General features: G+C 72.0%; 21 protein-coding genes. 6 read left to right on the top strand and 15 right to left on the bottom strand.

Annotation, left to right across the window (positions count from 1 at the left end; all coding sequences use genetic code 11):
• The first annotated feature begins 49 nt into the window (after window positions 1-49).
• The gene (locus AB0J66_RS05670) at window positions 50-904 is read left to right on the top strand and encodes an EamA family transporter (RefSeq protein WP_364655968.1); all 855 of its coding nucleotides are present in this window, start codon (window positions 50-52) and stop codon (window positions 902-904) included.
• Between the two features lie 189 nt (window positions 905-1,093).
• On the opposite strand, the gene AB0J66_RS05665 is transcribed toward AB0J66_RS05670, so the two are convergent.
• From AB0J66_RS05665 to AB0J66_RS05625, 9 genes are all read right to left on the bottom strand, one after another.
• Window positions 1,094-2,398, bottom strand: coding sequence for a hypothetical protein (locus tag AB0J66_RS05665; RefSeq protein WP_364655967.1), 1,305 nt, complete (start codon window positions 2,396-2,398; stop codon window positions 1,094-1,096).
• Window positions 2,391-3,074: a sugar transferase gene (locus tag AB0J66_RS05660; protein ID WP_364655965.1), complete on the bottom strand. Its 684-nt coding sequence runs from the start codon at window positions 3,072-3,074 to the stop codon at window positions 2,391-2,393. Before AB0J66_RS05660 ends, AB0J66_RS05665 begins: the two co-directional genes overlap by 8 nt.
• Before the next feature lie 40 nt (window positions 3,075-3,114).
• Window positions 3,115-5,061, bottom strand: a complete 1,947-nt coding sequence (locus AB0J66_RS05655) for a bifunctional aminotransferase class I/II-fold pyridoxal phosphate-dependent enzyme/GNAT family N-acetyltransferase (protein ID WP_364655963.1) — start codon at window positions 5,059-5,061, stop codon at window positions 3,115-3,117.
• An 85-nt stretch (window positions 5,062-5,146) separates the two neighbouring features.
• The gene (locus AB0J66_RS05650) at window positions 5,147-6,139 is read right to left on the bottom strand and encodes a glycosyltransferase family 2 protein (protein WP_364655961.1); all 993 of its coding nucleotides are present in this window, start codon (window positions 6,137-6,139) and stop codon (window positions 5,147-5,149) included.
• Window positions 6,136-7,245, bottom strand: a complete 1,110-nt coding sequence (locus AB0J66_RS05645) for a DegT/DnrJ/EryC1/StrS family aminotransferase (RefSeq protein ID WP_364655959.1) — start codon at window positions 7,243-7,245, stop codon at window positions 6,136-6,138. The genes AB0J66_RS05650 and AB0J66_RS05645 overlap by 4 nt, the downstream gene beginning before the upstream one ends.
• Window positions 7,220-8,167 carry a transketolase C-terminal domain-containing protein gene (locus tag AB0J66_RS05640; protein ID WP_364655957.1) on the bottom strand — a complete coding sequence of 316 codons (948 nt, stop codon included), beginning with the start codon at window positions 8,165-8,167 and terminating at the stop codon, window positions 7,220-7,222. The genes AB0J66_RS05645 and AB0J66_RS05640 overlap by 26 nt, the downstream gene beginning before the upstream one ends.
• On the bottom strand, window positions 8,164-8,958 hold the full coding sequence (locus tag AB0J66_RS05635; protein ID WP_364655955.1) for a transketolase: 795 nt from the start codon (window positions 8,956-8,958) through the stop codon (window positions 8,164-8,166). Before AB0J66_RS05635 ends, AB0J66_RS05640 begins: the two co-directional genes overlap by 4 nt.
• Window positions 8,955-9,704, bottom strand: a complete 750-nt coding sequence (locus AB0J66_RS05630) for a TylF/MycF/NovP-related O-methyltransferase (RefSeq protein ID WP_364655953.1) — start codon at window positions 9,702-9,704, stop codon at window positions 8,955-8,957. The genes AB0J66_RS05635 and AB0J66_RS05630 overlap by 4 nt, the downstream gene beginning before the upstream one ends.
• Complete coding sequence (locus tag AB0J66_RS05625; protein ID WP_364655952.1) at window positions 9,697-11,022, bottom strand: polysaccharide biosynthesis tyrosine autokinase; 1,326 nt, start codon at window positions 11,020-11,022, stop codon at window positions 9,697-9,699. Before AB0J66_RS05625 ends, AB0J66_RS05630 begins: the two co-directional genes overlap by 8 nt.
• A gap of 113 nt (window positions 11,023-11,135) precedes the next feature.
• Here AB0J66_RS05625 and AB0J66_RS05620 point away from each other — a divergent pair, with 113 nt between their 5' ends.
• Window positions 11,136-12,563: a nucleoside-diphosphate sugar epimerase/dehydratase gene (locus AB0J66_RS05620; RefSeq protein WP_364656042.1), complete on the top strand. Its 1,428-nt coding sequence runs from the start codon at window positions 11,136-11,138 to the stop codon at window positions 12,561-12,563.
• On the opposite strand, the gene AB0J66_RS05615 is transcribed toward AB0J66_RS05620, so the two are convergent.
• Window positions 12,549-13,376, bottom strand: coding sequence for a DUF1028 domain-containing protein (locus tag AB0J66_RS05615; protein ID WP_364655950.1), 828 nt, complete (start codon window positions 13,374-13,376; stop codon window positions 12,549-12,551). The genes AB0J66_RS05620 and AB0J66_RS05615 overlap by 15 nt on opposite strands.
• 126 nt (window positions 13,377-13,502) lie before the next feature.
• On the opposite strand from AB0J66_RS05615, the gene AB0J66_RS05610 reads away from it, so the two are divergent.
• Together AB0J66_RS05610 and AB0J66_RS05605 are read left to right on the top strand one after the other, a co-directional pair.
• Window positions 13,503-13,796 (top strand): hypothetical protein, encoded by a 294-nt coding sequence (locus tag AB0J66_RS05610; protein WP_364655949.1) that lies wholly within the window; start codon window positions 13,503-13,505, stop codon window positions 13,794-13,796.
• Window positions 13,793-14,323, top strand: a complete 531-nt coding sequence (locus AB0J66_RS05605; RefSeq protein WP_364655947.1) for a hypothetical protein — start codon at window positions 13,793-13,795, stop codon at window positions 14,321-14,323. The genes AB0J66_RS05610 and AB0J66_RS05605 overlap by 4 nt, the downstream gene beginning before the upstream one ends.
• Here AB0J66_RS05605 and AB0J66_RS05600 read toward each other — a convergent pair.
• The 3 genes from AB0J66_RS05600 to AB0J66_RS05590 form a co-directional block, all read right to left on the bottom strand.
• Window positions 14,320-14,697 carry a hypothetical protein gene (locus AB0J66_RS05600; protein WP_364655945.1) on the bottom strand — a complete coding sequence of 126 codons (378 nt, stop codon included), beginning with the start codon at window positions 14,695-14,697 and terminating at the stop codon, window positions 14,320-14,322. The two genes, AB0J66_RS05605 and AB0J66_RS05600, sit on opposite strands and share 4 nt — an antisense overlap.
• Window positions 14,698-14,942: 245 nt before the next feature.
• Window positions 14,943-15,197: a hypothetical protein gene (locus tag AB0J66_RS05595; protein WP_364655943.1), complete on the bottom strand. Its 255-nt coding sequence runs from the start codon at window positions 15,195-15,197 to the stop codon at window positions 14,943-14,945.
• Window positions 15,198-15,247: 50 nt separating this feature from the next.
• Window positions 15,248-15,670, bottom strand: a complete 423-nt coding sequence (locus AB0J66_RS05590) for a universal stress protein (RefSeq protein WP_364655941.1) — start codon at window positions 15,668-15,670, stop codon at window positions 15,248-15,250.
• A gap of 61 nt (window positions 15,671-15,731) precedes the next feature.
• Here AB0J66_RS05590 and AB0J66_RS05585 point away from each other — a divergent pair, with 61 nt between their 5' ends.
• Complete coding sequence (locus tag AB0J66_RS05585; protein WP_364655939.1) at window positions 15,732-17,132, top strand: APC family permease; 1,401 nt, start codon at window positions 15,732-15,734, stop codon at window positions 17,130-17,132.
• 17 nt (window positions 17,133-17,149) lie between these two features.
• On the top strand, window positions 17,150-17,608 hold the full coding sequence (locus tag AB0J66_RS05580; protein ID WP_364655938.1) for a GNAT family N-acetyltransferase: 459 nt from the start codon (window positions 17,150-17,152) through the stop codon (window positions 17,606-17,608).
• Here the strand turns inward: AB0J66_RS05580 and AB0J66_RS05575 are convergent.
• Window positions 17,601-19,337, bottom strand: coding sequence for a hypothetical protein (locus tag AB0J66_RS05575; RefSeq protein ID WP_364655936.1), 1,737 nt, complete (start codon window positions 19,335-19,337; stop codon window positions 17,601-17,603). The two genes, AB0J66_RS05580 and AB0J66_RS05575, sit on opposite strands and share 8 nt — an antisense overlap.
• A complete protein-coding gene (locus tag AB0J66_RS05570) occupies window positions 19,334-20,395 on the bottom strand; it encodes a MoxR family ATPase (protein WP_364655935.1) in 1,062 nt (353 codons plus the stop codon). Before AB0J66_RS05570 ends, AB0J66_RS05575 begins: the two co-directional genes overlap by 4 nt.

Genomic DNA, 20,395 nt, shown 5'->3' with positions numbered 1-20,395 from the left:
GCACATTCGGCATTTCCGTGGCCGCTGGGTGATTTATAGCGTCGACCGCATGGGATCGGTGGGGCTGGTACTGGGAGCGCTGCTGTCCGGCCCGTTCGGCGGCGCGGTCGCGGCGCTGCTGTTCCCCCGGGTCGGCGTGGACGGAGTCGTCACGTTGCGCCTGACGATCGCGGCGCTCGTGCTGCTGGCGGTGTGCCGGCCCCGCGTGCGGGGATACCGGCGCGCGGACTGGTTGCTGATCGGCGGGTTCGGGGCGGCGCTGGCCGGCATGAACACGCTGGCCTATCACGCGATCGCGCGGATCCCGCTCGGTCCCGTGGTGATGCTGGAGGTGCTGGGGCCGCTCGTCCTGTCGGTGGTGACCGCCCGCCGTGCGGCGAGCTGGCTGTGGGCCGGCCTGGCCGCCGCCGGCGTGGCGGTGCTGAGCAGCACCGGATTCGACCGGCTCACTCCGGCCGGGATCGGCTTCGCGGCTGCGGCCGGCGCGGTCTGGGCGGGATACATCATGGCCAGTGCCCGGGCCGGGCAGCGCTTCCCGAAGACCGACGGTCTGGCTCTGGCCATGACCGCGGCCGCCGTCGTCACCCTCCCCTTGGGCGCCGGCACGGCAGCAAGCGCGCTTCTGAACCCGTACGTCCTGGTCATGGGCTTTGCCGTGGCGTTGTTGTCCTCCGCCCTTCCGTACAGCCTGGAGTTGCTGGCCCTGCGCCGCATGCCCACCACGACCTTCGCCGTGCTGATGAGCCTGGGGCCCGCCGTCGCCGCGATCGCCGGCTATCTCGTCCTGGACCAGCGGCTCAGCCCGGTTGAAGGGCTCGCCATCGCGCTGGTCGTCGCGGCCAACATCGGCGCCGTACGGACGTCGTCCCGGCGACGGTTGGCTTCGGTCGTCCGAGGGACATGACATCGGAGAGCGGGGCGTCGAAGGGCTGCGGGGCCGGGGTCCTGGACCGGCGGTCGTGGCGTGGAACCCATGGCGGCCTCGTACGGCATCCCCGGCATGACCGTCCACGGCCGGCGGGAGGACGGGAGGGACTCCCCGGACGGGTGGCCGCGCCGGGACGGGCGGCCGACCGCCCAACGGGCCCGCGAATCACCGGCGGCCGGCGGCCCGGGATGCGGCCGCTGACCGCGGGGCCGGGATCGTGTGCAGCAGCGCGATGTAGGACGACGCGCCGAGACACACCGCGCCGAGGGCAAGGCCGGCGAGGGCGGCGGTGGACGGGGACAGCAGCCGGCCCAGGGCGAGGGTGCTCACGACCTGCAGGGCCAGGCAGCCCAGGAGCAGACGGCTGACGACGGGCGAGTCGGCCAGGGCGTCCAGGGTCGGGCGGGCCGCGTAGAAGACGGCGAACGGGATGGCGGCGGGCAGGCCCAGCCGCAGCGCGCCGGCGGCGTCGGTGAAGTCGAGCCCCAGGAAGTTGTGCACGACGGCGGGGGCGGCCAGGAACAGCAGGGCGGTCACCGGCGTGGTCAGCAGGGCGGCGGCGACGGGCAGGGTCTTGAGGCCGCGGCCCAGCTCGGCGCCGACGCCGGTGGTGTGGAAGGCCCCGCTCAGCCGGGGCAGCAGCACGGGGGTGAGCATGCCGAACAGCGAGCACAGCAGAGTGATGGCCGAGGTCACGAAGCCGACGTACCCGGCGTCGGGGTCACCCGGGCCGGCCGCCGCAGCGGCATAGAACGTGGGGAAGGAGAACAGGGCGGGCAGGGCGATGTCGCCGGGGGCCCGGCGAAGACCAAAAGTCACAAGCGTGCGGTACGCGGGTGAGCGCGCCGATTCCGTACGGGGGGAACGGGTCACGGCGATGCCGGCCACCGCGACGGCGACCATGGCGATGCCCTGCAGGGCCAGGAAGAGCTCCATCCGGTCGGTCAGCGCGAAGGCGGCGACCGGGAGGACACCGAGCCCGAGGAGCCAGGCCAGATTGGCCGCCGTGATCTGGCCGCAGCCGCGCAGGGCGGCCACCGCGATGACGCAGAGGCAGTTGCCGGCGAGCAGGACGATGACGGCGCGTACGGACGTGGCCCCGCCCGGAATGCCGAGCAGCCGCCCCAGGTCGTCGGCCACGACCAGGCCGAGCAGGCCGACCAGGTCCATCAGCACCAGCTGGGTGAGGAACGACTGCCGGGCCAGCACCCGGGCCGACGCGCCGGCCCGGGGCAGGTAACGGTGCAGGGCCGGCACCAGGCCGAGCAGGGCGAACGGCTGCAGCGTGGCCACCACACCCCGGGCCACCTGGTAGTAGGCGAACCCGGCGGGCCCGGCACGCCGGGCCACCAGGTGGAAGAGCAGCAGCCCGGACGCGAGGGTGAGCCAGTGGATCGCGGTGGACGAGACGTAGTCCCGCCGGACCACGGCGGGGACGCTGCGGAACAGGGAGCGGAGCGCCTCAGGCAAGCGAGGGGCCGGACGTGGGCGAGTGGCCGGCGGTGTCGACGGCGGGGATCATCTTGTCGGCGCGGCTTACGCCGGCGATGGCCATCGCGGTCAGGGCGAGGATCTTCAGGTCTGTCCGCATGGTGCGGCTTTCGACGTACGCCAGTCCCAGCGCGATCTTGCGGGGGCGGATGAGCTCGTCGTACGCGGCGTCGGGGTCGGGGCGGCCGGCCAGGATGGCGCCCTCGTCCCGGAAGGCGATGGACGCCCAGTCGGTGATGCCGGGCCGGACGCTGAGCAGCAGGCGTTCCCGCTCGGTGTAGCGGCGCACGTCCGAGGCGACCTGGGGCCGCGGGCCGACCAGGCTCATCTCGCCGGTCAGCACGTTGAGGAACTGCGGCAGCTCGTCGAGCTTGTAGCGGCGCAACATGCGGCCGGTGACGGTCAGCCGCGGGTCGTCGTCGGCGGTCGAGGGGCCGCCGAGGCGTTCGGCGTCGAGGACCATGCTGCGGAACTTGAGCATGGCGAACGGCTTGCCGTGCCGGCCGATCCGCTCGCCGCGGTAGAGCAGCGGGCCGCCGTCCTCCCGCTTGATGCGCCACGCCGCGTATGCCGACACGGGCGCCGTGACGAGCAGGATCCCGGCCGCCCCGGCGATGTCGAGGGCGCGTTTGGCCAGTTCGTAGCGCGCGGTCATAGCTTACCCACGGCCGTCAGCGTATCGGCGGAGCGTACCTCTAAGGGGTGGTTTGTGGTTTTTGTTCGCTCAGGGCGGTCCGGTAGAGGTAGACGCGCGAGGCCGTGCCGCTGTGGATCGAGGTGTGCCCGTGCAGCTCGGCGCCGACCTTGCGGTAGAAGCCGTGGGCGCGGCGCTGCTGCTCGCCGGTGACCATCTTGACCGCCGTCTCGCCGTGCTCGTCGAACCACCCCATCAGCCGCTCGAACAGCTGCTGGGCCACCCCGTGTCCGCGCGCCCCCGGCCGCACGACGAAGTTGATGACCTCGGCCCGCGGCAGGCCGTCGCCCGCCTGCGCGTACCGCAACGTCTCGATGGCCCGGAAGATGCGCCCGGGCCGCAGCAGCTTCGGCACCAGCGCCGGCCCGGCCACCCACCATCGCCGCCGGACGAACTCCCGCACCAGCGCCGACGTGTCGAGGCTGCCGCAGATGTAACCAACCGGCTGGTTCCCCTCGACGGCCAGGAACAGCGCGCAATGGTGACTGGCTGCAACATGGCGATAGAGCACCTCGAGCGCCGGCACCCCCAGCGACGACAGGAACCCGTGCGCCACCTCGGTAGCGTGCATCTCCGCCACCGCCCGAATTTGCCCGTCGCTGAACGGCCCCCCGATGATCCGGATCCCGCCCCCGCTCCCGGGCGTCCCGGCCGTGGCCCCCAGCAGCCGCAGCCCCCGCTCCACATCCTGCGGCCCGACATCCCCCCGAACCGGGAAGCTGACCACATGCTCGGCCGCCCACTCAGCATTAGGACACGAGCCGGGCCGGTAACCCGTCGCCTCCAACGCGGCCCCGCTCAACGGATGCACCGGCGTGCCGAACCAGTCACCCATCTCGACCCGCAGCCGAGCCGCCGCCTCCAGCAGGCCGCGTTTGTCCCCCACAGCCACCGGCACCCGCAACGGCACCGGCCCGCCGGCCGCTCCAGCCCCGCGCCCGCGTGCTGACGCACCGGCGGTGCCTCCGGACGCTCCGTGGGTGGCGGGAGGAACGCCGAGGCCGCCTGCGGATCCTTCGTCATTGCCGGGCGTAGTGCCGGGGCCTGTCGCGGTCGCTTCGGCGTTGCCGGGCGAAGCGCTGGGGCCGGCGGAGGAGGTGCTGGGGTCGCTGGGCGGAGTGGCGGGGGTGGTTCGGGGCGCGGCGGGACCGGCGGGGACTGCCGGCACGGTGAAGCCGAGGCGGGTCAGGCCGGCTCGGTAACTCGCGGCGACGGCGGTTCGGCGGGAGAGTTGGCGGCGGGCCTCTTCGGTACGGCGGGTGAGGCGCCGCTGCACCGAGCGGGTCATCCGCCACTGGTATTCGGGGCTGGCGGGGACGTCCTCGGCGTAGGAGCCGACCACCAGGCCGAGGCGGGAGAGGCGGCGGTAGAGGGCGCGCAGGCGCCAGGTCACGCCGAGGCCGGTCGCCAGCTGGTGGGCGAGGAACTGGGCGGTCATCACGGCCTCGCGGCGCGACGGCGGCGGGACGTAGGCGGCGTACTGCTCGCGCATGACGGCCGCGAGCCGCTCGTCGTTGACCACCGCTTTGCCGCCGACCCCGGCGACGACCGGCTTGCCCCACTCGTAGGAGTAGAAGGCGGCCACCCCGGTCGCGCCGACCGGGCCGCGGTCGTCGGGCTCGGTGACGTGGGCGCAGTCCTCGACGATCGGCACACTCCCGGCGATGGCGGCCACCCGCGCCAGATCGACCGGCGTGCCGAACGTGTGCTGCACGACGATCGCACGGGTCCGGTCGGTGATGGCGGCGGCGAGGTGGTCGAGGTCCATCGTGAAGCTGGAACGTTCCACATCGACGAACACCGGCTTGGCCCGCAGGCGCTGCAGGGGTTCGATGACCGCCGCGCATGTGTACGCCTGCACGATCACCTCGTCGCCGGGCCCGACGCCGAGGCCGCGCAGGATCGCGTGGAGCGCCACCCGCCCGCGGTAGTAGAGGAACTCGGTCACGGCACCGTCACCCCGCCAGTGGGCTCTCCCGGCGCGGATGTCCCGAGGGCCGTCGGTCCGGTGGCGGGTTTTGCCGGCGCGGGTGTCATGAGGGCCGCCGGGCGGAGGGGTCGAGGATGCCCCAGATCGAGCCCGCGCCGTAGATGACGTGGGTGGTGGCGAAGATGACGGGCAGGACGACCAGGAGGCGGGGGTCGTGGTGCTTGCGGGCCATGCGCGCGCTGGAGAAGAGGGCGGCGGCTCCGTAGGTGCCCAGCAGGGCGGAGGTCAGGCGCCGGGCGTGGCGGGAGAAGGGGGAGAGGGCCAGGCCGGTGGAGGCGGTCAGGACGAAGGCCAGGGGGACCACGTTGCGCCAGGCGCCGATCCAGCGGCCTACGGCGCGGCTGGCGCGGAAGGGCCAGTAGCCGCCCTCGAAGATCCAGGAGCAGAACTCGCGGTAGTCGCTGCGGGCGTAATAGGTGCAGGTGATGTCGGGCAGCAGCAGGATTTTGCCGCCGGCCGCGCGGAGGCGCTGGTTGAACTCGCGGTCCTGGGCTCGGGTCAGCGCCTCGTCGAAGTGGCCGATGCGGTCGAAGACCTCGCGGCGGTAGCAGCCGCCGAAGACCGTGTCGACCCATTGGGGTTCGGCCGCGCCGATGCGGTACTTGGTGTTGCCGGCGCCGAAGGCGTCCGTGGTGGACAGGGCGATGGCGCGGCCGAGCAGGTTGTCGTCGCGGGGCTCGGAGCGGCGCACGCCCCCGACGTTGTCGGCGTCCGGGTGGTCCAGCAGGCCCTGGACGCACTTCGACAGGTAGTCCGGTGGATAGTCGGCGTGCACGTCGAGGCGGACGATGATCTCACCGCGGGCGGCGTCGATGCCGCGGTTCAAGGCGGCCGGCTTGCTGTGGCCGGGGTTGTCGATCATCCGGACGTCGCGGTCGCGGAGGATGTCGCGAGTGCCGTCACCGCTCATCCCGTCCACGACCAGCACCTCGAAGGACGGGTAGTCGAATTGCTCGACGGCGTCGAGGAAGCCCTCGATGAAGTCGCGCTCGTTCCAGCACGGGACGACGACGCTGACGAACGGATGCGCGCTCATCGGCCGAAGAACTTCCGGACGCTGGCCGCCACGTACGAGACCTGGTCGTCGGTGAGCTCGACCTGCATCGGCAGCGACAGCACCTCGTCGCACAGCTTCTCGGTGCGTGGCAGCTGCCAGTGCGAGAGCCCGAGCCCCTTCTGCCGGTGCAGCGGGATCGGCCACGAGATCAGCGTCTCGATCCCGTCGTCACGCAGGTGCGCGGCCAGCCGGTCCCTGGCCTCGCAGGTGACCGGGTAGTTCTGGTAGACGTCGCGCCGGCGCGGGTCGTCGTCCGGCCCGACCGGGATCTGCAGCTCCGGCACGTCGCCCAGCAGTGACGTGTAGAGCCGGGCGATCTCCCGGCGGCGGTCGATCCACGACGGCAGCCGGGCCAGCCGCCAGTCCAGGACGGCCGCCTGCAGGTTGTCCAGCCGGCAGTTGTAGCCCCACCCGTCGAGCTCGGCTTTGGCCACCCGCCCGTGGTCGCGCAGCGCCAGCAGCCGGTCGGCCAGCGCCGGGTCGTCGGTCAGCACCGCGCCCGCGTCGCCCAGCGCGCCCAGCATCTTGGCCGGGTAGAACGAGTACGTGCTGGCCAGGCCGAAGGTCCCGGAGGTACGCCCGTCCAGGGTCGCGCCGAGCGCCTGGGCGGCGTCCTCGACGATCACGGCCCCGACCGAGGAGGCCGCTTCCTGGACCGCGGTCATGTCGACCGTACGGCCGTTGAGGTGCACCGGGATGATGACGCGGGTCCGGGGCGTGACCGCCTCGGCCAGCCGGGACGTGTCCATCAGGTGGTCGTCGCCGATGTCGACCAGCACCGGCGTGGCCCCGCGCAGCACGAACGGCGACATCGTGGCCACGAACGTGTGGGCCACCGTGACGATCTCGTCGCCGGGCCCGATGTCGAGCGCATGGGCCAGCAGCCGCAAGCCGTCGGTGCAGTTGCTGACGCCGACGGCCCGGGCCGAGGAGTTGAACGACGCGAGGTGGGTCTCGAAGTCGGCCAATTGCCGGCGCAGCATGAGGTCGCCGCGCGCGATGGTCTCCTCGATGACGGGCAGCAGGCCGTCGCGCTGACGGCGCCACTGCTCGGGATAGTCAACGAACCTGACTCGCCAGTCCACGGTTGACCTCCATCTGTTCCAGCACCCGGTGGGTGATCGAGGCGGGGTCGAGGCCGTGCGCCCCGCGCAGGTAGTCCTGGTCGCCGACGAGCGAGGAGAAGCGGGGCGGCAGCGCGACCCGGATCAGCGAGGCCGAGTGCGGCAGCTCGGCCAGGATCTCGGCCACCGCGCTGCCCAGCCCGCCGACGACCGAGTGCTCCTCGACGGTCACGATGGTGGGGTAGCGGTGAGCGGCGTCGTGGATGGCCACCAGATCGATCGGGTCGACCCAGGGGAAGGAGCGCACGTCGGCCCGTACGCCCGCCTGGCTCAGCAGATCGGCGGCCCGCAGGGCCGACTCCAGGATCGCGCCGGTGCTGAACAGCGCGATGTCGCCGCCGGTGCGCAGCGCGATCGACTCGCCGCGGCAGAGCTGGATCGGCGCCCGGTGCACCATCGGCTCGCCGGACTTGCCGAGCCGCAGGTACGCGGGACCGCCGTTGGTGACGAGGTCGGCCATCACCGCGCTCGTCTCGGCGGCGTCGCCCGGCGCGGCCACGGCCAGCCCCGGGATGGCCCGCATGATGGCCAGATCCTCGGTGGCGTGGTGGGACATGCCGAGCGCGCCGTAGGAGAGACCGCCGCCGACGGCGACGACGACGACGTCGGCGTGGTGGTACGCGACGTCGTTGCGGATCTGCTCGAGACAGCGCAGGGTCGGGAAATTCGCGATGCTGTACGTGAACACGCGCGCCCCGCCCAGCGCGATGCCGGTCGCCAAGCCGGTCATGTTCTGCTCGGCCACCCCGGCGTTGACGAACTGCCCGGGACGGCTCTTCCGGAACTCCTCGACCACACCGAAGCCGATGTCGCCGGTGATGAGCACGACGTTCGGGTCGGTCTCGGCCGCGGCCAGCAGCTCGTCGAAGAAGCGGCTCCTCATCGGGCCACCTCGCTCATCGCCCCGGCCAGCTCGGTGTCGTCGGGCGGGCGGTAGTGCCAGAGCACCTGGTTCTCCATGAAGGACACGCCCTTGCCCTTGACCGTCCGGGCCAGCAGCGCAAGCGGCTTCTCGTGCGGCTCGCGGAGAGCCCGGGCCAGCAAAGGATGATCATGGCCGTCGACCTCGGCCACGTCCCAGCCGAAAGAGCGCCACTTGTCGGCGAACGGCTCCAGCGCCAGGGTCTCCTCGGTGGTGCCCATCGACTGCAGCCCGTTCCAGTCCACAATGGCCACCAGGTTGGCGAGGCGGTGATGCGCGGCGAACATGGCCGACTCCCAGATCGTGCCCTCGTCGCACTCGCCGTCGCCCAGCAACACGTACGTCCGCCAGGTCTTGCCCGTCCGGCGGGCCTGCCAGGCCAGGCCGGCGCCGACCGGCAGGCCGTGCCCGAGCGAGCCGGTGGAGAGTTCGACGCCCGGGATGCCGACGTGGCTGACGTGCCCGGAGAGGAACGAGCCGTTGCGGTAGTGCTGGGTCAGCAGCCGGGTGTCGAAGAAGCCGCGCTCGGCCAGGACCGCGTAGAGGGCGGCCCCGGCGTGGCCCTTGCTCATGATGAAGCGGTCCCGGTCGGGCCGGTCCGGGTGGGCCGGATCGACCTGGAGCACCTCGGCGTAGAGCACGGCCAGGATGTCGGCGCAGGACAGCGCCGAGCCGACATGGGAGCTGCGGCCCGAATTGGTCATCCGCAGCACGTGCCGGCGCACCGCGCGGGCGAGGTCGGCGCTGGTCATAGGACGGCGTATCCGATGTACGGGTCGAAGTCGAAGCGCCGCAGCTCCAGCCGGTTGAGCCCGACCTCGTCCAGGGCCGCCTTCGTCTCGCCGGGCCACAGCGGGTTGTCCAGCTCGTCGAAGGCCAGCACGGCGCCCCTGGGCATCCGCGGCAGGAAATGCTGCAGCGCCACGCGCGTGGGCTCGTACAGGTCGAGGTCGAGGAAGAGCAGGCTGACGACCAGATGCTGGTTGTCCTCGACGAAGGCCGGAATGGTCTCGGTGACGTCGCCGCGGATCAGCTGGGCCTTGGGCAGGTGGCCGAGAAAGCGGTCGGTGTCGTAGATCTCCAGCAGCCGGGTCAGCTCGTCGTAGCTGTCGGCGGCCAGATCGCCCGGCTTGGCCCCGGTCCGGTCCGGGCTGTCGCCGGCCGACACCGACGGGAAGCCGCCGAACGAGTCGAACCCGTACAGCCGCCGGGTCAGGTTGGTCGGCTCGAGGGCCGCGCTGAGCTGAGCGAACGTCATGAAGCTGGCGCCCCGGAAGACGCCGCACTCGACGATCGAGCCCTTGACCGGCAGGGCCAGCTTGAACAGCTCGTAGAGCGCGGCGAAGCGGGTGACCTGGCTGCGGCGGGCGTAGCGGGCCATGGTGGCCAGCCGGGTCGGCAGGTCGTCCGGGCTGTTCTGGAAGACCTCGGCGATCCTGGCCGGCACCAGCTTCTCGGTGGCGGTCTGGAAGCTGCCGGGCGCGGTTCTATCAGACACAGCAGGCCTGCCGGGACTTGACCATCGTGAAGACACAGCCGAGCAGGCGGGCGTCGACCTGCTTCAGCGCCCGTACGGCGCCGGTCACCTGGGCCTGGGTGGTCTTGCGGGAGCGTACGAGCAGAAGCGCGCCATCCGCCCGGGCCGCGACCACCGCCCCGTCGGCCACCGGCAGCAGCGGCGGCGAGTCGAGGATGACCAGGTCGAAGCGGCCCCGCAGCTCGTCCAGGAGGTCGCCCATGCGCTGCGAGCCGAGCAGCTCGCTCGGGTTGGGCGGCGGGTGCCCGCTGGAGAGCAGCCACAGCCCGGCCCCCCACGGCTGCAGCACCTGGTCGAGCGAGGCCGCCCCGACCAGCACGGTGGTCAGCCCGGCCGAGCCCTCGCGGCCCAGGAACGCGGCCAGGCGCGGGCGGCGCAGCTCGGCGTCGACGATCAGCACCTGCTGGCCGGCCTCGGCGAACAGGATGGCCAGCCCGCACGCGGTGGCCGAGCGGCCCTCGCCGGGCATCGCGCTGGTGATGGCGAGGGTCTTGACCGGGCGGTCCGGAGAGGCGTGCTGGACGGTGGTGCGCAGCTGCCGCAGCGCCTCGGCCCGTTTCGAGTCGCGGTCGGACAGGAACGGGCCGCCGCCGCGGCGCCGGGCCGCCCTGCGGTCGACCGGGATGCAGGCCAGCACGGGCGCGCCGGCCAGCTCGCCCAGCCGGCCCGGCTCACGGATCGACGAGTCGGCGATCTCCCGGACCACCCCGAGGGCGGTGCCGATGAGCAGGCCCATCGCGACGGCCAGGGCCAGATTGTGCATCGGCCGCGGCACGACCGGGTTCTCGCCCACCTGGGGCGGCTCCATCGTCTCGATCGTGGCCGCCGCCGTCTTGCCGCTGTCCGGCAGCTCGAGCTGCTTGACGAGCGCGGGGAACTGCACCGCCAGCTCCTCGGCCACCGCCTGGGCCAGCGCGGGGTCGGCGTCCTCGACGCTGACCTCGATCAGCACGGTGGCCGAGTCGGTGACCACGGAGATGCGCTCCTGGATCTCGGCCGGGCTCAGGTCGAGGCTGTCGTTGGCCGCGATCAGCTTGGCCAGGCGCTCGCCCTTGAGGACCGCCTCGTACGTCTTGAGCCGGTTGGTGGCGAACATCGACCCCTCGAGGGCGCTCGAGCCCTCCGCGTTGGCGGTGGCGATGAAGAACTGCGTGGACGACGCGTACAGGGGCGTGGTGTGCGCGGTGTACACCGAGGCGATCCCCATCGCGGCGACCACGGTGAGCGCGACGACCCACCATTGACGCCGGGCGACCCGGAGGTAGTCCCGCAGCTCCACGCTTGGAATCTAGGGGCTCGTTCCATAACGCGAAGCATTATTCGGAACTTGCGCGCCGCCCGTACCCGCAGCTCTAGGCTGTGTCCGTGGCCGGCGGCGAGAATCTGCTCTACATGCTCGCCACCCGTTACGAGCGGTGGCGCTCGCGGCCGTCCGCCGGGCTCAAGACGCGGGCCCTGCTCTTCGGCGGGGGCAGCGCCGCCCGCGATCTGCTGCACAGCATGCTCTTCGACCCGCGCAGCCGGTACGTGCCGGTCGGCGTGCTCGACGACGACCCGGCCAAGCAGCGGACCCGGGTGGCGGGCGTGCCCGTGCTCGGCGACCGCACCGCCCTGGCCGCCATGGTCGCCCGGACCGGGGCCACCACCGTGGTCTTCGCCGTCTCCAACGCCGGGGCCCCGCTGGTACGGGAGATCCGCGCGCTCGCCGACGCGGCCGGTGTCCGCTTCCTGGTCGTGCCCGCCATGAGCGAGCTGCTCGACCACGAGATCGGGGTGCGTGACCTGCGCGAGGTGCGGGTGACCGACCTGCTGGGCCGGGTGCCGATCGAGACCGACCTCGACGCCATCGCCGGCTACCTGACCGGCAAGCGGGTGCTGGTGACCGGGGCCGGCGGGTCGATCGGCTCGGAGCTGTGCCGGCAGATCAACCGGTTCTCGCCGGCCGAGCTCATGATGCTCGACCGGGACGAGAGCGCGCTCCAGGCCGTACAGCTGTCTCTCGACCCGAGGGCGACCCTCAGCGACCCGGCGGTGATCCTGGCGTCGCTGCGCGACGTCGACCGGATCCAGGCCATCTTCCGCGACCGGCGGCCCGAGGTGGTCTTCCACGCGGCCGCGCTGAAACACCTGCCGCTGCTCGAGCGCTACCCGGGCGAGGCCGTCAAGACCAACATCTGGGGCACGCTGGCCGTGCTGGAGGCGGCGTCGTCGGTCGAACGCTTCGTCAACATCTCCACCGACAAGGCGGCCGACCCGGCCAGCGTCCTCGGCTACTCCAAGCGCATCACCGAAAGGCTCACCGCGCACGTGGCCACCCAGCGCCGGGGAACGTTCCTGAGCGTGCGGTTCGGCAACGTGCTGGGCAGCCGCGGCTCGGTGTTCGACCGGTTCGCCGCCCAGATCGCCGACGGTGGCCCGATCACGGTCACCCACCCCGACGTGACCCGCTACTTCATGACCATCCAGGAGGCCTGCCATCTGGTCATCCAGGCGGCGGCGATCGGGCACGGGGGCGAGGCGCTCGTGCTGCAGATGGGCTCGCCGGTGCGCATCGCCGACGTGGCCCGGCAGATGGTCGAGCTGGCGCCGGCCCCGGTCGACATCGTCTACACCGGGCTGCGGCCGGGGGAGAAGATGGGCGAGGTCCTGTTCGGCACGGGCGAGGAGGACCGGCGGCCGTCACACCCGCTGATCTCCCACGTCCCGGTGCCTCCGCTGGACCCCGAGGCCGTACGCCGGCTGGCCGCCAACGCCGATCCGGCGGCGCTCGTCCCGTCGCTGGCGGCGTTGTGCACCGTGCCCGCCCTAAGCTTTTCGTAGGATCTCGAGCACCTTCGGGTCGATGTTGTCCGCCACCAGCCGCTCCTCGAGGTTCTCGACGCCGGCCCAGCTCGCCAGGGCGTCGTTGAGGTCGTCGTCCCGGTGGCCGGCGCTCGCCAGCCGCGTGCGGACCTCGTCGGCGATCTCCCCGGTGAGCGGGATCAGGGTGGCCGGGTCGGGGCGCTCGAAGTACAGGGTGTGCAGGTCGAGCAGGCGGCCCAGCTCCTTGGCCGGCTCCGGGTGGTCGTCGACCCGCAGATCGGCCAGCACGTCGCTCGTGCCGCCGTAGCCCATGCCCTTGGCGACGACGTACAAGGCGGCGCTCTGCCGTCCGCGACGGTCACCGCCGGCTGCGTCACCCGCCTGCAGGGCGGCCAGCAGCCGGTACTGGATCTTCTCGCCGGCCCGCTTCGTCCAGGCCGCCTCCATGGCGGCGACCACCTCCGGACCGGCGAGCATGTTGCCCTGGATCGCGTAGCCGTCACCGGCCACGCCGCCCGCCCACGGATGGCACTGGTCGCCGGTGAAGGTGGCGCCCGGCCCGTCCATCCCGACGACACCGACCTGGCGGTGCGCGACCGGGCCGGCGTCACCCGCGATCAGCGCCCTGACCGTCTCGGTGGCCTTCGTGCCGGTGCCGAGCAGGGCCAGGGCCTGCGGGCGGTACGCGAGATTGGCGTACGACTGGGTGGCCACCGCCCCCACCTCGGCCAGCGCCGCCGGCACGGCCGCCCCCACACCGAGGAACTTGCTGGCCACGGCCACGCCGACGGCCGTACCGTCGGCCGAGCGGGCAACGATCGAGAAGGTCATGGCGCTTTTTGTAACACGCGGCGGGCATGCTGGCCGTACGGGCCCATGAACGTGCTGCGGGTGGACGGCCCGGGGTCGTTGCCGAGACCCCCGCCCTCCCGCAGCACCGGCCGTTACCATGCTTCGATGCGCGCCGAGCTCCGCAACCTGGCCCGCAGCCCGCAGTGCGCCATCACCACCGGCACGGCGCCGGCCGACGAGGGCCTGGACGTGGTCGTGGAGGGCGTCGCCACTCAGGTCGCCGCGACCGGCCACCTGGCCCGCCTCTGGAAAACGCGCCACGGCTGGGACTTCCGCGCCGTCGACGGCCTGTTCGTCGGCGACGAGGGCAACGAGGCGCTGGTCTTCGCCCTCCGCCCGGCCACGGTCCTCGCCTTCGGCAAGGGCGAGCCGTATTCACAGACCCGCTTCGTCTTGTGAGCTGGTGGGACGATCTGAGCCCCGCGCACCGGGCTCGGATCGACGAGCTGCTGGGCGAACGGAAGCTCCTGCCGGCCGTCGTCCACCTTCGCGACGAAGGCGGGTTGCGGCCCCCGCCCGGTCTCTACGAAGCTCAGGACCTCCTGCTCGCGCGGCAGCGGGAACTCGACCGGCAGGGTCTCGTCCAGCCGGAGCCACCGCCGCCGACCATCGAGCAGCTGATCGAGAAGGTGGAAGCCGTCGGGGCGCCGGTCGCGGCCGTCGAGGCCTACTGGGACGGCGACACGCAGGGCTGGTACGTCCGGCTGGTCGCCATCGTCCGGCGTCCCGGGCTTGACGAGGTCTTCCTCACCGCGGTCGACGGAGGCGGCGACATCCGGCTGTTCAACGGCCAAGCGCCGCCCTGGCCGGAGGGCGGGCGGGCCACCGAACAAGGCCGGGCCCTGGCCGAGCGCTTCGGCGTGCCGTTCTTCTTCGCGAGCCCGGACACTCCCGACGACCTGGCCCCGCGGTGGTGGGACGGCTAGGAGCGGAAGAGGTTGCGGGGTACCGGGCGGGCCGGTACCCCGCTGCGCGGAGCAGGATCGGTGGAGGTGTGCAGCGACGAGCCCGGGTTGTCGGACGCCCACCGGCGGCCCGGCTGGGCGGCCGAGGACGACGAGCGGCGCTGGCGGCGCGGCTTGGGCACCACCTCGATGCGGGGCTCCAGGTGCGGGTCGAGCTGCTCCGAGGAGGAGACCACGACCACGGACGCCAGCCCTTCGGCGAGCATGCGCGAGGCGGCGGGCCAGTCGCCCTGGATCAGACCGACCACGTTGTACCGGCGGGCCGCGCAGTACTCGAGACAGCGGCTGGCGCTCGCCCCGTAGTTCTCCGGCCGCACGTATATCACCGCGTTCACCACTGACCGTCCCCTTCGTGTCCCCCGCACCCGTCGAGCGAGATCCACCCTGTCGTGTCGGTCACGGTCTGCATATCGTCTGTTATGGATGGGTGACCGGACTGATCCACCCGCATCGACCGCGATCGGTCCCATGTGTACCCACCGACCGGGCAATTTCGGCGTTTACTATTGCCTTCAAGCATCTGTCCCGGAAGACTGCCGCGCCCTTTTTCGACCGCTCCGCCGAGGCCGTACGGGCCCTGTCAGCTTCCCGACTCGAGGGTCTCTTTGATCTCCGTGATACCCCGCTCGACGACCCCGCGCACCATCGGCGCCATCGCGTGCGGCAGCACATCGGTCACCCAGACCAGCCGGCAGCCGTCACCCTCGCCGAACACCTGGAACGAGGCGTGGTGGTAGGTCAGCGGCATCCGCTGCCCCTCGACGACATCGGCCACCGCGTCCCACACCCGCGCCGCCGAGACGTCGATGACCGCTTCCACCCGCACCGTCGCCACGGCCGTGACAATAGGCGCCAGCGGGTCGGTGAGCTGGTTTTCGGCGCTGGCTACGCCCGGGCCTGGCCCGGGTGGGTCACCACCAGGACCGGGCGGGACGACTGCTTGATGAGATCCAGGGGGACGCTGCCCAGCAGGCGCTCGGCCACGGCCGGGCGGCTGGTCGAGCCGGTCACGATCAGGTCGGCCTGCTGGGTTTCGGCGAACTGGAGGACGGCCGGGACCGGGCGGCCCGGAACGACGGTCACGCTGGCCTCGATGCCGGCCTCGGCCAGGCGCTGGGCCAGGGCCGAGGCCGACTGGTAGGCCTTGTCGGCGAAGACGCTGCGCGGGACCGAGGCCAGGCGCTCCAGCTCGACCTCGTCCGCCGCCACCACGGCGACCGTGGCGCCGGTCTGCTTGGCCAGGCCGATCACGGCGTCGGCGACCCACGGGGTGTCGGCTTCGGGCTTGGCGGCTACCACGATGCGCATGAGCAGACGCTACCCGGCGATCGTGACGCGTCGATAGTGTCGACTCGACAGAACGTTCAAGATGTATGACGCTCTGTTCATGGCGGATGCGGTGACGACGGAACAGCCCTCCCTCAAGCGGGTCATGGGCCCCGGGCTTCTCCTGCTTTTCGTGGTCGGCGACATCCTCGGCACGGGCGTCTACGCGCTCACCGGGCGGGTCGCCTCCGAGGTCGGCGGGGCGGTGTGGCTGCCGTTCCTCATCGCGTTCATCGTCGCGGTGCTGACCGCGTTCAGCTATCTGGAGCTGGTGACCAAGTACCCGCGCGCGGCGGGGGCGGCGCTCTACACGCACAAGGCGTTCGGCATCCACTTCCTGACGTTCATCGTCACCTTCGCCGTCATGTGCTCGGGTCTGACCAGCGCGTCCAGCGCCTCCAAGGCGTTCGCGTCGAACTTCGTCGAGGCGTTCGACCTGTCGTGGGAGGACGGCGCGGCGCTGACCGCCATCGCGCTCGGGTTCATCGTGCTGGTCGGGCTGATCAACTTCCGCGGGGTGGGCGAGAGCGTCAAGCTCAACGTGCTGCTGACCTGTGTCGAGCTCTCCGGCCTGCTGATCGTCATCTGCATCGGCGCGTGGGCGCTCGGCGGCGGCGACGGCGACCTGTCCCGGTTGACCGACTTCACCCCGGCCGAGGGGGAGAGCGGCTTCTTCGCGGTCACGGCGGCCACGGCGCTCGCGTTCTTCGCCATGGTCGGCTTCGAGGACTCGGTCAACATGGCCGAGGAGACCAAGGACCCGGTCCGGATCTTCCCCAAGGTCATGCTCACCGGGCTGTGCATCACCGGCGTCATCTACGTGCTGGTCTCGATCTCGTCGGTGGCGCTGGTGTCGCCGGAGGAGCTCGGCGAGGGCGACGCCCCGCTGCTCAAGGTGGTGCAGGCGGGCGCGTCCGGGTTCCCGCTGTGGATCTTCGCCTTCATCACGATGTTCGCGGTGGCCAACTCGGCGCTGATCAACATGCTGATGGCCAGCCGGCTGCTGTACGGCATGGCGAACGAGCGGGTGCTGCCCCGGGTGCTGGGGCGGGTGCACCGCACGAGGCGTACCCCCTGGGTGGGAATTGTCTTCACGACGGTGATCGCTTTCGGCCTCGTCTGGTTCGCCGACCTGGCCGCCCTGGGCGGAACCACCTCGCTGCTGCTGCTCTGCGTCTTCACCGTCGTCAACATCGCGGTGCTGGTCCTGCGGCGCGATCCGGTCGAGCACGAGCACTTCAAGGCCCCGACGGTGATCCCGGTGATCGGCGCCGTCACTTGCGCGTACCTGGCCAGCCCGCTGTCCGGCCGGGCCGGCGCCGACTACCGCGTGGCCGGCATCCTGCTGGTCATCGGCGTCGTGCTCTGGCTGATCACGTACCTCTACAACCGCAACGTCCGCCACGAGGAGACGACCCTCGATCCCACCAAGCTGAAGGAGTGATCGGCTAGGGTGCGCGGATGCGTCTCGAGGCGATCACCCCGGACAACTACGAGGCCGCGCTGGCCGTGCGGGTGCGGCCCGATCAGGAGGACCTGGTCGAGCCGGTCGTCACGTCCCTCGCGGAGGCGTTCGTCTTCCGCGAGTACGCGTGGCCGTGGCTGATCTACGACGGCGATCGCGTGGTCGGCTTCCTGATGGCGTTCCTCGACCTCCCCTGGGATCCCGAGCGCGAACCGGACGATCGGCGCTCCGGGCTCTGGCGGCTCAACATCGCGGCGGAGGAGCAGGGCCGGGGCTTCGGGACGTACGCGGTGGAGGCGGTCTGCCGGGAGATTCGCGCGCGGGGCGGCACCCGGGCGTACGTCACGTGGGAACCCCGCGCCGGCGGCCCGGAGGACTTCTACCTCCGGCTCGGCTTCAAGCTGACCGGTGAGCGCAGCGGCGACCAGCGGGTCGGCGTCCGGGAGCTCAGCTGAGCCGGAAGACCTCGCCGCGCGGGGTGAACGGCAGGCGCGCTCCGGCCGGCATCAGGTAGGCGTGCTCGCGCCGGACGCGCAGCACGTCGCATTCGCCGTCGGTGATGACCAGAATCGGTCCGGTGGGCGGGAAGTCGACGGCCCGTTCGAGCAGGTCGACGCCGGGCTGCAGGACGGTGCCGCCCCGGCCGCGGACCCGCACCCGCCCGGCTATGTCGTCGACCGGCAGGTAGCCGGCGTCGTAGGCGGCGGCGTCGCAGAACACCACGCGGGCGGCGGGCACGTCCCGGGCGGTGGCGTAGGAGGCGATCGCGCCCAGCGCCTTGCCCATCAGCTCGTGGTTCATCGAGCCCGACGTGTCCACGACGACGCCGAACGTGCACCGGCGGACGACCTCCTCGGGCAGGTGCCGGCCGGGGCGCGGGATGCCGGGGGTGGCGGCCTGGCGGCGCGACGGGCGCGCGTACGTCCGCTGCCACTCCGGCGACGGGACGTGCTCGTCGAACCAGCGGGCCAGCCGCACGTCCCACGGCAGCGGCGGCTGCTCCAGCACGCGGATCTCGGCCACGAGCCCGGCCGGCAGCACACCGCGGCCGCTGCTCAGGTGGTACGCGTACCCGCTGAGCAGGGCCCGGCGGCAGTACTCGTCCAGGTCGACCGCGCGGGGCCGGGCGCCGGGCGGGCCGATGATGTCGCCCCGGCCGGTGCCCCGCAGGGTGGCCAGCTTGCGCATCCGCCGCAGGTCGCCGGCGATCCGGTCGTAGACGTCCTCGGCCGACAGCCCCGCCAGCGCCGGATCGTGCAGCGTCCCGTCGGGCAGCAGGCCGACCCCCATCTCGACCAGCCACCCGTTCACGACGAAGTCACAGGCGACATTCCAGAGGTACGGGTCGCGCCCGCCGACCCGGTCCCCGTGGCGCAACGCGGCGTGCAGCATCTCGTGGGCGAGCACGAAACGCCACTCTTCGTCGTCCAGCCGGCGCTGCGGGTTCACGTAGATCTCGCCGGCTTCCGGAGAGACGGCGGCCACCGAGATGTCCAGGCCCCGGGCCAGCTCGGCGTCGGCCACCAACGTGAACCGGGCCGCGATCGCGCCGAGCAGCGGATAGGAACCGATGAACCAGCTCAGCGCCCGCTGCCACGGCGCCCGCCGGGCGGCCGGGTCGGTGATCGAGGTGCGGGCGCCGCCGGCCACGTCGACCGCGGCGGTGGCGGCGGCCGACAGCCCGAGCGCGAACCGGTCCGGCCACTGCGGATCATCTCTGATGTGCTCGTACGACAGGTCGGGCGACCCGGCGCCGCAGTCGGTGAACTCCGCCTTGAGCCCATTGCGGCGCAGCTGCTCCTCGTCGGCCGCGGGCAGCTCGGCCGGCAGCGGGAACGGCTCGCGGCCCAGCTTCACCGCGCGCTGGAACCGGGTCACGGCCAGGCAGGCCACGTCGTCCCACTCCCGCGCGTGATGCCCGAAGCCCAGGTGCAGCAGGCAGTGCGCGAGGACCCACTGCCAGCCGTCCTGGTCGAGCTTGCGGGTGCGGTTGGCCCGGATCGACCCGGCCGGGCCGACGATGGCGTAACCGATGCCCGGCTCGTCGACCAGCTTGGCCGTCGCGCTGATCTGCGGGTACCGGGCCGAGGTCATCGGCGCGAACATCGGGTGCGCGGCCAGCGTCTTCCACGCCTTCTCGAAGGCGGCAGTGTTCGGGTCGGGCTCTTTCTTGGTTTTCTTCATGCTCGCGCTGCTACCAACCGGGGCAGGTCGCGGCTGACCTCTACCAGGAACCAGGCGGGCAGTACGGGGGACCCGTCCTCCCCGGCCGCGATGACCAGGCGGCCGCACTCCAAGGACAGCTCGGCCAGCTCGACCAGCAGCGCCTTGGCCCGGTGGGCGAAATGCCGTACGGCCGCCGGGGCGTGGTCCTTGTCGGCCGGCAGCTCCTTGACCAGCCGCGCCCGGAACGTCTCGGCCAGGAAGTACAGCAGATCCCGGTCGGCCGGACGCGACGGCCAGCCCGCGTCCCCGCGCAGGATCGCGTCCAGCCCGTACCGGTGCCGCACGAGCTTCACGTACCCGCCGAACGCGCTCGCGTGCACCGGGCTGAGCGTCCCGGCGGCCAGCAGCCGTACCGTCTCCTCGTCGATGCCGTCCCCGTAGGACCGCAGCGCGTCGGAGAGCATGTGCCAGCTGCGCGGCGTCGAGAACGCCTCCTCGGTCTTGGGCGGCGCCGACCACAGATGATCGGGCCGCTCGGCCAGGTAGTCGAGCACCCACGGGTGGATCCCGGCGGTGAGCGCCCACGCGCTCCAATCGGCGTGCGAGGCCCGCAGATGTACGTGGACGAGCCGGTTCACCAGCGCCGAAGCCATCGGCCGGGCCAGCGCGTTGTCACTGGCCCGGTTACCGGCCCCGATCACGATCGACCCGGCCGGCAACTCGTAGTCCCCGATGCGCCGGTCCAGGATCAGCGAGTAGAACGCCTTCTGCACCTCCGCACTCGACGCGTTCAACTCATCGAGAAACAGGCAGTACGGCTCCTCCCGCGCAATCATCTCCGGCGGCGCGAACCGGCTCCGCCCGTCCCGCAGCTCCGGCACGCCGATCAGATCCTCGGCCGCGAGCTGGGTGCCGACCAGCGTGACACAATCGAGCCCGAGCGACGCCGCGAAGTCGCGCACCAGCGAGCTCTTGCCGATCCCGGGCGCTCCCCACACGAAAACAGGCCGCACGACCGCCACATGAAGCAGCAGCCCAGGCAGCTGCCCGGGAGTAACCGTAATCGCCGAATGCAC

The organism is Actinoplanes sp. NPDC049598, assembly GCF_040675435.1.
Lineage (GTDB): Bacteria > Actinomycetota > Actinomycetes > Mycobacteriales > Micromonosporaceae > Actinoplanes.
The sequence above is the reverse complement of the archived record's forward strand: the minus strand, read 5'-3'. Positions and strand labels throughout refer to the sequence as shown.

Bases quoted from the DNA above. Each gene is read 5' to 3' on its own strand.
- AB0J66_RS05615 (WP_364655950.1), bottom strand. From the start codon at position 13,376: ATGACCTTCTCGATCGTTGCCCGCTCGGCCGACGGTACGGCCGTCGGC.
- AB0J66_RS05640 (WP_364655957.1), bottom strand. From the start codon at position 8,167: ATGAGGAGCCGCTTCTTCGACGAGCTGCTGGCCGCGGCCGAGACCGAC.
- AB0J66_RS05610 (WP_364655949.1), top strand. From the start codon at position 13,503: ATGCGCGCCGAGCTCCGCAACCTGGCCCGCAGCCCGCAGTGCGCCATC.
- AB0J66_RS05620 (WP_364656042.1), top strand. From the start codon at position 11,136: ATGCTCGCCACCCGTTACGAGCGGTGGCGCTCGCGGCCGTCCGCCGGG.
- AB0J66_RS05635 (WP_364655955.1), bottom strand. From the start codon at position 8,958: ATGACCAGCGCCGACCTCGCCCGCGCGGTGCGCCGGCACGTGCTGCGG.
- AB0J66_RS05590 (WP_364655941.1), bottom strand. From the start codon at position 15,670: ATGCGCATCGTGGTAGCCGCCAAGCCCGAAGCCGACACCCCGTGGGTC.
- AB0J66_RS05580 (WP_364655938.1), top strand. From the start codon at position 17,150: ATGCGTCTCGAGGCGATCACCCCGGACAACTACGAGGCCGCGCTGGCC.
- AB0J66_RS05670 (WP_364655968.1), top strand. From the start codon at position 50: ATGGGATCGGTGGGGCTGGTACTGGGAGCGCTGCTGTCCGGCCCGTTC.
- AB0J66_RS05585 (WP_364655939.1), top strand. From the start codon at position 15,732: ATGTATGACGCTCTGTTCATGGCGGATGCGGTGACGACGGAACAGCCC.
- AB0J66_RS05650 (WP_364655961.1), bottom strand. From the start codon at position 6,139: ATGAGCGCGCATCCGTTCGTCAGCGTCGTCGTCCCGTGCTGGAACGAG.
- AB0J66_RS05575 (WP_364655936.1), bottom strand. From the start codon at position 19,337: ATGAAGAAAACCAAGAAAGAGCCCGACCCGAACACTGCCGCCTTCGAG.
- AB0J66_RS05660 (WP_364655965.1), bottom strand. From the start codon at position 3,074: ATGACCGCGCGCTACGAACTGGCCAAACGCGCCCTCGACATCGCCGGG.